This window comes from Pantoea sp. UBA5923 (genome assembly GCF_002431095.1).
Lineage (GTDB): Bacteria > Pseudomonadota > Gammaproteobacteria > Enterobacterales > Enterobacteriaceae > Pantoea > Pantoea piersonii.
Genome location: NZ_DJDN01000013.1, coordinates 609 through 13,499 on the forward strand (window position 1 = coordinate 609; position 12,891 = coordinate 13,499).

Sequence of the window (12,891 nt, forward strand, 5' to 3'; positions counted from 1 at the left end):
CGCAGCCCGACGGGCCGAGCACCACCAGCAGTTCGCCTTTATCGAGCTGCAGGCTGATATCCTGCAGGGCGGGTCGTCCGGCATAACGCGCGTTAAGATGAGCGATGCGCAGCATGGCGTTCTCCTTACTGTTTCGCCAGCGGCTCGACAAAGCGGCTGGTGACGAAATCGCTGTAGTCGGCGTTCGCCTGCGGCACCTTGCCCTGCTCTTTCAGGAAGCTGGCCGTATCGACGATCGCTTTATTCACCGGCTTGCCCAGCTGTTCTACCTGCTGCTGCGCCGTGAGGTAGGTATTGCCCATCACCAGATCCGCTATCTGCGCTTCCGGCACGCCGCTCAGGCGCGACAGCTTGCTCAGATTATCTGGCTGCTTCAGCCACTGGCCCGGGTTATTAAGGTAGGCTTTTTGCGCCTCGATGGCGCTGCGAGCGAAAGCCGTTACCACGTCAGGATGCGCGCTGGCGAAATCTTTGCGCACCACCCAGACGTCAAGCGTCGGCGAGCCCCACTGCCCTACCTGCGAAGAGTCCGTCAGCACCTTGCCATCTTTCTCCAGCTCGTTGACGGCAGGCGCCCAGACATAGGCGCCGTCGATATCTCCACGCTGCCAGGCGGCGATAATCGCGGGTGGCTGCAGGTTTACCAGCTGCACCTCTGTCGGCTTGATGCCCCAGTGCTTCAGCGCCGCCAGCAGGCTGTAGTGGGTGGTGGAAATAAACGGTACGGCGATGCGTTTACCGATCAGATCTTTCGGGCCGCCGATCCCCTTTTTCACCACCAGCGCTTCGGAGCTGCCGAGCTGCGACGCCAGTAAAAAGGCTTCGATCGGTAATTGCTGCGTGGCGGCCACGGCCAGCGGACTGGAGCCGATATTACCGATCTGCACGTCGCCCGACGCCAGCGCGCGCAGCACGCCCGCGCCGCTGTCGAACTTACGCCAGTCAACGGTCGCGCCGCTCTCGCGCGCAAAGGTATTGTCCGCCTGCGCCACTTTTGCCGGTTCGGCAGAGGTCTGATACGCCACCGTCACATTGACGGCCTGCGCCTGAAACACCAGCAGCGAAAGCGCTGCAGCCAATATCGTTAAAGGTCTTTTCACTGCCATGAAATCGCACTCCGCCAGGCTCTTATGATGGGCGCAGTGTCGCCAGCGGCAGTGATTTCATAAAGGAATTAAAAATTATTCATAATAAAAAGATGTTCTTAGATCATGATCGGCAAAGCTGATGCGAAATCTGGCAATGGCGAACCGATTATTCAGACAAAATGGCAGGCGCTCACATTGCCGCTGTGTTATTGATATGGCTCCCTGTTAACCGGCAAGAAAGGTATGCGGCAATATGTCCATTGAGAAGGTCGCGCTGCTGGCGGGCGTCTCTAAAGCTACGGTATCCCGCGTGCTTAATGCGCATCCAGGCGTAAAAGCGGACACGCGCGACCGGGTGCTGGCGGCGATCTCCGCCAGCGAATACCAGCCCAACCTGCTTGCGCGCCAGCTGCGCACCGCCCAGAGCCATATGCTGCTGGTGCTGATTTCCGATATTACCAATCCCTTCTGTTCGCGCGTGGTGCAAGGCATCGAGGCGGAAGCGGAAGCGCAGGGCTACCATATTCTTCTCTGCAACTCCGCCTCGCAGCTGCGGCGAGAATCCGCCTGGCTCGGCCTGCTGACCGGCAAGGTGGTTGATGGCGTCATCACCATGGATGCGGCCTCTACGCTACAGGATATCGCCGCCCTGATTGGCGACGCGCCCTGGGTACAGTGCGCAGAATACGATCCCGCCATAGCAGCCTCTTCCGTCGCCATTGATAACCGCGGCGCGGCGCGCGAAACGGTGCGCTATCTGGCAGGCAAAGGCCGCCGCCGTATCGGACTGGTTAACAGCGATATGCGCTATCTCTATTCACACCAGCGTGAAGCGGGCTATCGCGAGGAGTTGGAACAGCTGGGGCTGCCGTGGCGCGGCGTGGCCTATGCCGAAGAGATTTCATGCGAGGCGGGCAGCCAGGCGCTGCGTCAGCTGTTGCAGCAGCCTGAGCTGCCGGATGCGGTGCTGGCGGTGTCGGACGTACTGGCGGTAGGCGTAGTGCATGCCGCGCTGGAAGCGGGCCTGCGCGTTCCAGAGGATCTCGCCGTCGTCGGCTTTGACGGCATTCCCTTTACTCGCAGCCTGAACCCGCCGCTTACCACCATTGAACAGCCGATGTATCAGCTTGGCGCGCGCAGCGTTCAGCTTTTGCTGCAGCGTATTCGCCGCCCGACGTCGCCGGTGGTGCGCGATCTGCTGCCGTGGAAGCGCGTCGAGCGCGCCTCCAGCTAGTTCAGCGCCAGATAAGCAGCACGCAGGCGGCGGTCAGCAGGCCCATCGCCACGTTAAAGAGGGTCCAGGCGCGGCGGCTTTGCAGGATGCGGCCAATCAGCGCGCCGAAGCCGATCCAGATAACACCCGCTACCAGGTTAACCAGAAACATGCCAAAGCTGATGGCCATGACGGAATGCAGATAGGCAGCGCCGGCAAGACTAAAGCTCGCGACCGCGCCCAGCGCCATCAGCCAGGCTTTCGGGTTAATCAGCTGCAGCAGGCCGCCCTGCCAGAACGGCATCGGTTTTGGTGGCGCGTCGCCGGTTTCCAGCTTCTCATAGGCGGCAGTGGCGATTTTCCAGGCCAGCCAGAGCAGATAAAGGCTGCCGGCGATCTTGAGGATAAGGTGAAGCGCGGGATAGAGCAGGATCAGGCCGCCGACGCCGAACGCCACCATCAGCAGCATCACCTGCATGCCGATCATAATGCCGACCATTAACGGCAAGGTACGCCAGAAGCCGAAATTGGCGCCGGAGGCGGTGAGTAACATATTATTAGGGCCTGGCGTGATGGCGGCGACCCAGAGAAAACCTAACATTGAAAAAAACAGGCTCAGTTCCATGAACGGGTGCTCCTCACCCCAGACTTGCGACAAACTTAACGAAGCTAACAGTGTGATATGGATCAGACAAGCCCTGGCGGCATGAATTTTACTCCTGACGCGACAGCGGGCTTTATGCCGCCGCGCGCCCTGCGCAATCCGCATCTGCAGACGGTGCTGCCGCGTCTGGTGCGTCGTCGCCTGTTACTTCGTCCGCACTGGCAGCGCCTCGATCTGCCAGACGGCGACTTCCTCGACCTCGCCTGGAGCGAAGATCCGCAGCAGGCGAGCCATAAGCCGCGCGTGGTGTTGTTCCACGGGCTGGAGGGCAACTTTCACAGTCCTTATGCCCACGGGCTGATGCATGCCTGCCAGCGGCAGGGCTGGCTCGGCGTCGTGATGCATTTTCGCGGCTGCGGCGGCGAGCCGAACCGCCTGCATCGTATCTATCACTCTGGCGAAACCGAAGACGCCGCCTTTTTTCTGCGCTGGCTGAAAACGCGCTGGGGTGATGCGCCGACCGCCGCGGTAGGCGTTTCGCTCGGCGGCAATATGCTGGGTTGCCTGCTCGGCAGGCTGGGCGACGCCGCGCCGCTCGACGCCGGGGTTATCGTCTCTGCGCCGCTGCTGCTGGAGCCTTGCAGCCTGAAGCTTGAACAGGGCTTTTCACGCTTTTATCAACGCTATCTGCTCGACCAGTTGAAAAAGAACGCCGAGCGTAAGCTGCGCGCGTGGCCGGGCACGCTGCCGGTAGATTTGCTGCAGCTTAAGGCGCTGCGCCGCCTGCGCGATTTTGACGACGCCATCACCGCCCGCGCCCATGGCTTTCTTGATGCGGGCGACTATTACCGGCGCGCCAGCGCTATGCCGCTGTTAAAAAAGGTGCGTAAGCCCTTGCTGATCATTCACGCCGAAGACGATCCTTTTATGACTGATGAGGTGATCCCACTGCCGGAGCAGCTCTCAGCCAGTACCACCTATCAACTTACGCCGCATGGCGGACACGTTGGCTTTGTCGGCGGCACGCTGCGTCAACCGCAGATGTGGCTCGAACAGCGTGTGCCGCAGTGGCTTACACAATGGCTCTCATCATGATTATTCCCTGGCAACAACTCGATCCCGATACGCTTACCAACCTGATTGAAGCCTTTGTGCTGCGCGAAGGCACTGACTATGGCGAGCAGGAGCGCAGCCTGGCGCAAAAAGTTGATGATGTGCGCCGCCAGCTGGAGCGCGGCGACGTCGTGCTGGTCTGGTCGGAACTGCATGAAACCATCAATATTATGCCGCGCAGGGAATTTCGCGGCTGATGCGTCGACGCGCTTTTCATGTTAACAATGCCCATCGCCCGACTTTACAGGGAGCTTTTTCATGTCAGCACGACATCCGATTATTGCGGTAACCGGCTCCAGCGGGGCCGGCACCACCACCACCAGCCTGGCGTTCCGTAAAATTTTTCAGCAGCTCAACCTGCATGCTGCCGAGCTGGAGGGCGACAGCTTCCACCGCTATACGCGGCCGGAAATGGATATGGCTATCCGCAAGGCGCGCGACCTGGGGCGTCACGTCAGCTATTTCGGCCCGGAAGCCAATGATTTCGGTCTGCTGGAGCAAACTTTTACCGACTACGGCAATGAGGGGAAAGGCCAGTCGCGCAAGTATCTGCACACCTACGACGAAGCCGTTCCCTGGAATCAGGTGCCCGGCACCTTTACGCCCTGGCAGCCGCTGCCGGAAAATACCGACGTGCTGTTCTATGAAGGACTCCACGGCGGCGTAGTGACGCAGCAGCATAATGTGGCGGAGAAAGTTGACCTGCTGGTAGGGGTGGTGCCGATCGTTAACCTGGAGTGGATCCAGAAGCTGGTGCGCGACACCAGCGAACGCGGCCACTCGCGCGAAGCCGTGATGGATTCTGTGGTTCGCTCGATGGAGGATTACATCAACTTCATTACGCCGCAGTTTTCACGCACCCACATCAACTTCCAGCGCGTGCCTACCGTCGATACCTCAAACCCGTTCGCCGCGCGTGAGATCCCGTCGCTGGACGAGAGCTTTGTGGTTATTCACTTTCGCGGGCTGGAAAATATCGATTTCCCCTATCTGCTGGCAATGCTGCAGGGTTCGTTTATTTCGCATATGAATACCCTGGTGGTACCGGGCGGCAAAATGGGGCTGGCGATGGAGCTGATTATGGCGCCGCTGGTGCAGCGACTGATGGAAGGAAAGCGGATTGCCTGACTGGCTGTGAGCGCAGGTGGCCGCAGATGGTCGCAGATGGTAAGACCGAGGTGGTCGCGGATGGCAAGGCCCGATCGCAAAGACGCAAAAGACGGCATCCTTGCCCGCTCGGCCCGCACCATCCATGGCGCGGGACGCTTTGCTCTTCGGTCCTTGCCATCCGCTCCTTGAATTTATGTGCTGTCTGTAAGAGCAGGCCTTACAGCTCAATCACCTCATAGCTATGGGTAATCTCAACGCCCTTGCCCAGCATCAACGCCACCGAGCAATACTTCTCCGCCGAGAGATCTACCGCGCGCGCCACGGCTTTATCGCTCAGCGCTTTGCCGCTAACCACAAAGTGCAGGTTAATATGGGTAAACAGACGCGGCGCCTCTTCGCGACGCTCAGAGGTCAGCTTCACCTCGCAGTCTGCCACCTCGTTGCGCCCTTTCTGTAAAATAGAGACCACATCGATGGCACTGCAGCCGCCCGTCGCCATCAACACCATCTCCATTGGACTTGGCGCTTTATCGCCGGAGTTGCCGTCCATCAGAATCTGATGTCCCGACGCCGACTCGCCGAGAAAGGTTAACCCTTCGACCCACTTCACTCGTGCCTGCATGTTTCCACCTCAAGAATAGCCCGTTTGCCGCCAGAGTACGCGTTCACCTGACAAACAGCAATCCAGAGTAATCCCCCCTTTGCTGAAGCGAGACAACAGAAGACAGTCGGCAAAAGCTGTGCTACAAACAGTGCTGAAAATAGTTCGTTCTGTTAAGGACGAAGACGGGACACATCAAGCGCCTGCCGCAAAATAAGGCCCGAATAATCTCCTTCAGGAGAAACGCTTGAAGCTTTCATCGCCTGGCAGGGAATAATCCCCCCGCGTTTTGGGCACGATTACAACAGAGGATAATAGCGAATGGTTCTCGGCAAACCGCAAACAGACCCTACACTCGAATGGTTCCTGTCCCATTGCCATATTCACAAATATCCATCCAAAAGTACGCTGATTCATCAGGGTGAGAAGGCTGAAACCCTCTACTACATCGTGAAAGGTTCCGTTGCGGTGCTTATCAAAGATGAAGAGGGCAAAGAGATGATCCTCTCTTACCTGAATCAGGGTGATTTTATCGGCGAGCTTGGCCTGTTTGAAGAAGGTCAGGAGCGCAGCGCCTGGGTACGCGCTAAAACCGCGTGCGAAGTGGCGGAGATTTCCTACAAGAAATTCCGTCAGCTTATTCAGGTGAACCCGGATATTTTAATGCGTCTCTCTTCGCAGATGGCGCGCCGTCTGCAGGTCACATCGGAAAAAGTAGGCAATTTAGCTTTCCTCGACGTTACCGGACGTATTGCACAAACCCTGCTTAACCTGGCTAAACAGCCAGACGCCATGACGCATCCCGACGGCATGCAAATCAAAATTACTCGTCAGGAAATTGGCCAAATCGTTGGTTGCTCACGCGAAACCGTGGGCCGCATTTTGAAAATGCTGGAAGACCAGAACCTGATTTCCGCACACGGCAAAACCATTGTCGTTTACGGCACCCGCTGATTTCCTCTCACTCACGGCGTGATCTCTCAGTCACGCCGTTACTGCTTTTAGTTAAGTGATGTGGCGTCGAATCATCTATCACCCCGAAGTTAACTATGCCCTGCGGCAGACGCTGGTGCTGTGCATTCCCGTGGCGCTCGGCTGGCTGTTTGGCGATCTGCAGAAAGGCCTGCTCTTCTCTCTCGTACCTGCCTGCTGCAACGTCGCGGGTCTGGATACGCCGCACAAGCGCTTCTTCAAACGTCTGATTGTCGGCGGATCGCTGTTTGCGCTCGGCAGTTTTCTGATCCAGCTCTTAACGCTGAAAGGCGTACCGCTGCCTGCCGTACTCTTTGTTCTGCCGCTGCTGCTGGGCGTTACCGGCGAAATCAGTCCCCTGCATGGGCGGCTACTTTCAGGCACGCTGGTGGCGGCAATCTTTACGCTGAGCCTGATTGGCCGCATGCCGATCTATGTGCCACCGCTGCTCTATATCGGCGGCACGCTCTGGTATGGACTCTTTAACTGGTTCTGGTTCTGGCTGTGGAAAGAGCAGCCGATGCGCGAAACCCTGAGCCTGATCTACCGCGAACTGGCGGACTACTGCGACGCGAAATATACGCTGCTGACTCAGCTTACCGATCCGGAAAAAGCGTTGCCCCCGCTGCTGGCGCGCCAGCAGAAAGCGGTCGATTTGATTAACACCTGCTACCAGCAGATGCATATGCTCTCCGCCAGCCGCGACAACAGCCATAAGCGGCTGACGCGCGCCTTTCAGGTGGCGCTTGACCTGCAGGAGCATATCTCTGTCAGCCTGCATCAGCCGGAAGAGGTGCAAAAGCTGGTAGAGCGCAGCCATGCGGAAGCGGTCATACGCTGGAACGCCAAAATTATCTCGGCGCGGCTGCGCGCGCTGGCCGATTCCATTCTTTACCATCAGCTGCCGAGCCGCTTCGAGATGGATAAGCCGCTCGGCGCGCTGGAAAAAATCGCCCGCCAGCATCCGGAGAATCCGGTGGGCCACTTCTGTTTCTACCACTTCAGCCGCATCGCGCGCGTGCTGCGCACGCAAAAACCGCTCTATCAGCGCGACCTGATGTCCGATCGCCAGCGCCGCCTGCCGCTGCTTGCCGCGCTGCGCAGCTACCTGTCGCTGAAATCCTCCGCGCTGCGCACGGCGGCGCGCTTCGCCGTGATGCTGATGTTCGGCAGCGCGCTGGCGATGCTGTTCGACATCCCCAAGCCCTACTGGATCCTGATGACCATTATGTTCGTCAGTCAGAACGGCTACAGCGCCACGCGGGTGCGGATCCAGCACCGGGCGCTGGGCACTTTCGCCGGTCTGGTGATTGCCGCCGCCTCGCTGCGCTTTGCGGTGCCGGAATCGCTGGTGCTGCTGTTTATGCTGGTGGTAACGCTGCTGAGCTACCTGGTGACGCGCAAATATTACGGCTGGTCGATGATCGGCTTTACCGTCACGGCGGTTTACTCGTTACAGCTGCTGTCGCTAAACGGCGCGCAGTTTTTACTGCCGCGCCTGATGGATACGCTGATGGGATGTCTTATCGCCTTTGGCGGCATGCTATGGCTCTGGCCGCAGTGGCAGAGCGGGCTGCTGCGTCAGAACGCCCACGACGCACTGGAAACCTATCAGGATGCGCTGCGGCTGCTATTGGGGCCAGAGCAGGAGGCGAAAAAGCTGGCTTATCAGCGTATGAGGGTCAACCAGGCGCATAACGCGCTGTTCAACTCGCTCAATCAGGCGATGCAGGAACCGGGCTTTAACGCACAGTACCTGAAAGATATGCGCTTATGGGTAACGCACAGCCAGTTTATCGTTGAGCATATCAACGCCATAACGATCCTTGCTCGCGAACACACTATGCTGACGCCGGATCTGGCGCAGCGTTATCTGCAGTCGTGCGAAATCGCGCTACAGCGCTGCCAGCAGCGGCTGGAGTATGACGGGCCGGGATCGCAGACTAACGTGATGGCGGGCGTAGAGGATCTGGATGAAGGCCCCAGGACGATTCTGGAGCAGCATGTGAAGCGCATTCTGGAACATCTGAACGCGATGCACACCATTTCGTCGCTGGCGTGGAGCCAGCGGCCGCATCATGGCCGCTGGCTGATAAGGCGTCTGCGCAAGAGTTGATCAGGCCGTCAGCACGCTTTCCACCGCGCGGGCAAAGCGCGCCATGCCCTCTTCAATATCGGTGGGCTCAATGACCAGCGACGGCGCAAAGCGGATCACATCAGTTCCCGCCACCAGCACCATCAGCCCCTCCGCGGCCGCCGCGTGGAGGATATCGCGCGCTTTACCGGCATGCTGCGGCTTCAGCGCCGCGCCGATCAGCAAACCTTTGCCGCGAATGTCCGTAAAGAGATTATGCTTCGCGTCGAGCGCTTTCAGCGCCGTTACGAACTGCTCGCGACGCGTCTGAACGCCCTGCAGTACCTCCGGCGTATTGATGACATCCAGTGCGGCTTCCGCAACCGCGCTGGCCAGCGGATTGCCGCCGTAGGTGGTGCCGTGTACGCCCGGCGACATGGCTGAGGCAATTTCATGGGTGGTCAGCATGGCGCTCACCGGGAAGCCGCCGCCCAGCGCTTTGGCGGTGGTAAGAATATCCGGCGTCACACCGTAGTGCTCATACGCGAACAGCTTGCCGCTGCGTCCCATGCCGCTCTGCACTTCATCCAGCACCAGCAGCGCCTGATGCTTATCGCACAGCGCGCGCAGTCCCTGCATAAACTCCGGCGTGGCGGGCATAACGCCGCCCTCGCCCTGAATCGGCTCAACCACGATGGCGCAGGTATGGTCATCAATAACCGCTTTGACCGCCTCCAGATCGTTAAAGGGAACGTGTACGATATCCGCCGGTTTTGGTCCAAAACCATCGGAATATTTGGGCTGACCGCCAACGGAAACGGTAAACAGGGTACGGCCGTGAAACGCGTTGTGGAAGGCGATGATTTTGGTTTTGAACGGGCTGTGGCGATGGCAGGCGTAGTAGCGCGCCAGCTTGAAAGCGGCTTCGTTCGCTTCGGCACCGGAGTTGGCGAAAAAGACGCGCTCGGCGAAAGTGGCGTCAATCAGTTTACTGGCGAGGCGCAGCGCTGGCTCGTTGGTAAAAACATTGCTTAAATGCCACAGGGTTTCGCCCTGGGTTTTCAGCGCCTCCACCAGCGCCGGATGACAATGGCCCAGCGCCGTTACGGCGATGCCGCCGGAAAAGTCGATATACTCTTTGCCCTGCTGATCCCAGACGCGGCTGCCCTTGCCTTTTACCGGCACGAACTGCGCAGGTGCATAAACAGGCAAAATAACCTTATCGAACGTTTCCCGCGTTACCGCAATTTTCTCCGCTGCCATCGGCGACCACCTTTGATTATTTATTGAGCCATAGTGAAATAATAATCACAAAATATGCATAATAAATCACCCAAAGGCAAACATAACTTCAGGATTCGAGAAAATTACGCAGCAGCTGGTGCCCCTGCTCGCTCAGAATACTTTCCGGATGAAACTGCACCCCTTCCAGCGCCAGCGCCTTGTGACGAAATCCCATAATCTCATCCGGCTCGCCCTCTTTCAGGCTCCAGGCGGTGATTTCAAAGGCGTCAGGCAGAGAATCCCACGCCACAATCAGCGAGTGGTAGCGCGTGACGGTCAGCGGTTGATTGAGATTGCGGAACACGCCGCAGTTCGTGTGGGCGATAGCGGAGGTTTTGCCGTGCATCGCCTGGCGGGCGCGAACCACCTTCGCGCCGTAAGCCTGGGCGATCGCCTGATGACCCAGGCAGACGCCCAGCACCGGAATGCGTCCGGCGAAGTGGCGGATTGCCGCCATCGAAATACCTGACTCGTCGGGCGTACAGGGCCCCGGCGAAATGACCAGATGCGACAGCGGCAGCGCCGCCATCTCCTCCAGCGTGATGGCGTCGTTGCGCACTACGCGCACCTGCGCGCCAAGCTCGCAAAAATACTGGTAAAGGTTCCAGGTAAAGGAGTCGTAGTTGTCGATTAGCAGCAGCATAGTCAGTCCAGACTGAGAAAACCGCCGCTATTCTACGCGTTTTACAGGCTGGCGCGACTCACGACGCGGGCGAATACTGCTTCCAGCGGCGCAAGGTCGCCGTCCGCGCCCGCCTGGTTAGCCTCTCGCCACTGCTGCTCCTCAACGTTCTGCCACTCCAGGAAATACCCGGCGTGCAGCGCGAGCTGTTCGAAGAAGATGCGCTGGGCGCGCCCGTTGCCTTCACGAAACGGATGCAGCATATGGATTTCGCAGTAGTAGTGCGCGATACGCGCCACGAAATCCTCCTGCTCCAGATTGCGCAGCCCCTCTTCCTCTTCCAGCGCGTCCATCAGCGTATTGCCCTCTTTTTCGATATATTCGAAATGGCAAAACGGCGTGTCGTCGCGCCAGATATCAATGGTGCGCAGCTCGCCCGCCCAGACATAGACATCCTGAAACAGCGTGCGGTGAATATGGCGCAGGAAAGGAAGGCCGATAGTGGCTGGCCCCAGCTCCAGCGTGGCGAGACGCGCGGCGCTAAATGCCAGTTCCGCCTTACGCAGCTGCGCGGCGTCGTGGATTTCCAGCCGGTTTTTCAACACGTCATCGTTTTGCCACAGATAGGGATCGCGTGCGACGCTGCTATTCGGCACCATACTGCCTCCTCAGCGACTCGAGTCGCGCTTCAGCCGCGTCAGCCTGTTCGTAAGCGCTGGCTGGCTCTGCCAGCGTTAAGCCTTCCAGCCGGCAGCTTGCCTGATAACTGGCGACGCGCCGCTGTTGCCAGAGCGTATTTTTCTGTTTCTCGGTGAGTTTGTTTGCCATGCCGCCTCCTGCTCAGGGTTGTCCGCACTCTCGAAGCTGAGTATAGGAGCAAATTTTCCCTTTGCCGGAAGCGGGCAAGGCGACGCCGCCAGAGAATGGCGGCGCAAGAAGTTACGGCAGGACTTTAGCAGAGAGGATAACTACCGGTTTTACCGGCACATTTTGATAAGGGCCGACATCTTTGGTAGGAACCTGGGAAATTTTGTCGGCTACATCCATTCCTTTCACAATTTTACCAAAAACCGCGTAGCCGAAGTCACGCTGTCCATGATCGAGGAAAGCGTTATCAGCAACGTTAAGAAAGAACTGGCTGGTCGCGCTGTCTTTATCGGCGGTGCGCGCCATAGAGATGGTGCCGCGCAGGTTGCGCAGGCCGTTATCCGCTTCATTTTTGATCGGCGCGTTGGTCTGCTTCTGCTGCATGTCGGTAGTAAAACCGCCGCCCTGCACCATAAAGCCTGGGATCACGCGGTGAAAAATAGTGTTGTTGTAGAACCCGCTGTTAACGTAGTCGACGAAGTTTTTCACCGAAACCGGCGCTTTTTGATTATTCAGTTCGAGTTCGATATTACCGGCGGACGTCGTGAGCAGGACGTGCGTATCGCCTTTGGCGGCCAGCGCTGAGGCTGAAACGGAAGAGAGCGCAAACAGGGCGACCGCCGCTGTAAGAGTACGTTTAAACATGAAAGATTCCTTACCCTGGAGAGCAGTTTTTAACGAGACTGATTGTAAAGAGCATAAAATACAAGAGCCAGCGTTTTACCGTTATTTACGCACAGCCTGTTCAGGACGGAAAAAGCGCCTGCGCAAACGTTTTCGTGATGTAAATCACATTATGAATGAAATATGAAAGGTCATTTTCAGTCTTTATTTATTAAGATCACGCTTCCGTTTACACTTTCTGACAGTTTTATGCCGCCCCCTCTGTTTTTCACAGGTTCACAACATGACAAATCGTAATCGTATTGGGCTTACCTGGATAAGCTTTTTCTCGTACGCGCTGACCGGCGCGCTGGTGATCGTCACCGGCATGGTTATGGGCGATATCGCGAAGGATTTCCAGCTGCCGATTGAAAGTATGGGGAATACCTTTACCTTTCTGAACGCCGGCATTCTGGTCTCGGTTTTCCTTAACGCCTGGCTGATGGTTATCGTACCGCTGAAGCGCCAGCTGATTTTCGGCTTTATTCTGATGGTGCTGGCGGTGCTGGGTTTGATGACCAGCCGCGATCTCTCCGTCTTCTCGCTCTGTATGTTTGTACTGGGCGTGGTCAGCGGCATCACCATGTCGATCGGCACCTTCCTTATTACGCATATTTATGAAGGCCGTCAGCGCGGCTCGCGCCTGCTGTTTACCGACTCCTTCTTCAGCATGGCCGGTA

Annotated in this window: 15 protein-coding genes and 1 pseudogene; 7 read left to right on the top strand and 9 right to left on the bottom strand. The window is 57.9% G+C overall.

Going from position 1 to position 12,891, the window contains the following annotated elements; genetic code table 11:
• Positions 1 to 115, bottom strand: a pseudogene (tauB, locus tag B3797_RS03005) (taurine ABC transporter ATP-binding subunit); the annotation flags it as partial.
• Positions 116 to 125: 10 nt separating this feature from the next.
• Complete coding sequence (gene tauA / locus B3797_RS03010; RefSeq protein ID WP_311790338.1) at positions 126 to 1,106, bottom strand: taurine ABC transporter substrate-binding protein; 981 nt, start codon at positions 1,104 to 1,106, stop codon at positions 126 to 128.
• Positions 1,107 to 1,341: 235 nt separating this feature from the next.
• Between tauA and B3797_RS03015 the strand changes: the two genes are divergently transcribed.
• A complete protein-coding gene (locus tag B3797_RS03015; protein ID WP_311784113.1) occupies positions 1,342 to 2,322 on the top strand; it encodes a LacI family DNA-binding transcriptional regulator in 981 nt (326 codons plus the stop codon).
• Between the two features lies 1 nt (position 2,323).
• Here the strand turns inward: B3797_RS03015 and B3797_RS03020 are convergent, their stop codons facing one another.
• Positions 2,324 to 2,926 (bottom strand): LysE family translocator, encoded by a 603-nt coding sequence (locus B3797_RS03020; protein ID WP_311790339.1) that lies wholly within the window; start codon positions 2,924 to 2,926, stop codon positions 2,324 to 2,326.
• Positions 2,927 to 2,983: 57 nt separating this feature from the next.
• Between B3797_RS03020 and B3797_RS03025 the strand changes: the two genes are divergently transcribed.
• The 3 genes from B3797_RS03025 to B3797_RS03035 all read left to right on the top strand — a co-directional run bounded on the left by B3797_RS03025 (position 2,984) and on the right by B3797_RS03035 (position 5,146).
• Entirely contained in the window at positions 2,984 to 4,000 is a 1,017-nt protein-coding gene (locus B3797_RS03025) for a hydrolase (RefSeq protein ID WP_311790340.1), read from the top strand.
• Positions 3,997 to 4,215 (top strand): YheU family protein, encoded by a 219-nt coding sequence (locus tag B3797_RS03030; RefSeq protein WP_311784143.1) that lies wholly within the window; start codon positions 3,997 to 3,999, stop codon positions 4,213 to 4,215. The genes B3797_RS03025 and B3797_RS03030 overlap by 4 nt, the downstream gene beginning before the upstream one ends.
• A 61-nt stretch (positions 4,216 to 4,276) precedes the next feature.
• A complete protein-coding gene (locus tag B3797_RS03035) occupies positions 4,277 to 5,146 on the top strand; it encodes a phosphoribulokinase (RefSeq protein WP_311784110.1) in 870 nt (289 codons plus the stop codon).
• 199 nt (positions 5,147 to 5,345) lie between these two features.
• On the opposite strand, the gene B3797_RS03040 is transcribed toward B3797_RS03035, so the two are convergent.
• Positions 5,346 to 5,750, bottom strand: coding sequence for an OsmC family protein (locus B3797_RS03040; RefSeq protein WP_120457319.1), 405 nt, complete (start codon positions 5,748 to 5,750; stop codon positions 5,346 to 5,348).
• 300 nt (positions 5,751 to 6,050) lie between these two features.
• Here B3797_RS03040 and crp point away from each other — a divergent pair, with 300 nt between their 5' ends.
• The gene (crp, locus tag B3797_RS03045; protein WP_000242758.1) at positions 6,051 to 6,683 is read left to right on the top strand and encodes a cAMP-activated global transcriptional regulator CRP; all 633 of its coding nucleotides are present in this window, start codon (positions 6,051 to 6,053) and stop codon (positions 6,681 to 6,683) included.
• Positions 6,684 to 6,741: 58 nt separating this feature from the next.
• The gene (locus B3797_RS03050; protein WP_311784142.1) at positions 6,742 to 8,817 is read left to right on the top strand and encodes a YccS/YhfK family putative transporter; all 2,076 of its coding nucleotides are present in this window, start codon (positions 6,742 to 6,744) and stop codon (positions 8,815 to 8,817) included.
• Here the strand turns inward: B3797_RS03050 and argD are convergent, their stop codons facing one another.
• The 5 genes from argD to ppiA form a co-directional block, all read right to left on the bottom strand.
• A complete protein-coding gene (gene argD / locus B3797_RS03055; RefSeq protein WP_311784109.1) occupies positions 8,818 to 10,038 on the bottom strand; it encodes a bifunctional acetylornithine/succinyldiaminopimelate transaminase in 1,221 nt (406 codons plus the stop codon). It lies immediately after the preceding gene.
• Between the two features lie 88 nt (positions 10,039 to 10,126).
• The gene (locus B3797_RS03060) at positions 10,127 to 10,702 is read right to left on the bottom strand and encodes an aminodeoxychorismate synthase component II (protein WP_311790341.1); all 576 of its coding nucleotides are present in this window, start codon (positions 10,700 to 10,702) and stop codon (positions 10,127 to 10,129) included.
• Positions 10,703 to 10,743: 41 nt separating this feature from the next.
• A complete protein-coding gene (locus B3797_RS03065) occupies positions 10,744 to 11,340 on the bottom strand; it encodes a putative adenosine monophosphate-protein transferase Fic (protein ID WP_311790342.1) in 597 nt (198 codons plus the stop codon).
• Positions 11,327 to 11,509 carry a YhfG family protein gene (locus B3797_RS03070; protein WP_311784106.1) on the bottom strand — a complete coding sequence of 61 codons (183 nt, stop codon included), beginning with the start codon at positions 11,507 to 11,509 and terminating at the stop codon, positions 11,327 to 11,329. The genes B3797_RS03065 and B3797_RS03070 overlap by 14 nt, the downstream gene beginning before the upstream one ends.
• Before the next feature lie 111 nt (positions 11,510 to 11,620).
• Positions 11,621 to 12,193 carry a peptidylprolyl isomerase A gene (gene ppiA / locus B3797_RS03075; RefSeq protein ID WP_311784105.1) on the bottom strand — a complete coding sequence of 191 codons (573 nt, stop codon included), beginning with the start codon at positions 12,191 to 12,193 and terminating at the stop codon, positions 11,621 to 11,623.
• 262 nt (positions 12,194 to 12,455) lie between these two features.
• Between ppiA and tsgA the strand changes: the two genes are divergently transcribed.
• On the top strand, positions 12,456 to 12,891 hold a 436-nt coding region (gene tsgA, locus B3797_RS03080), incomplete at its 3' end, for an MFS transporter TsgA (RefSeq protein ID WP_311790343.1).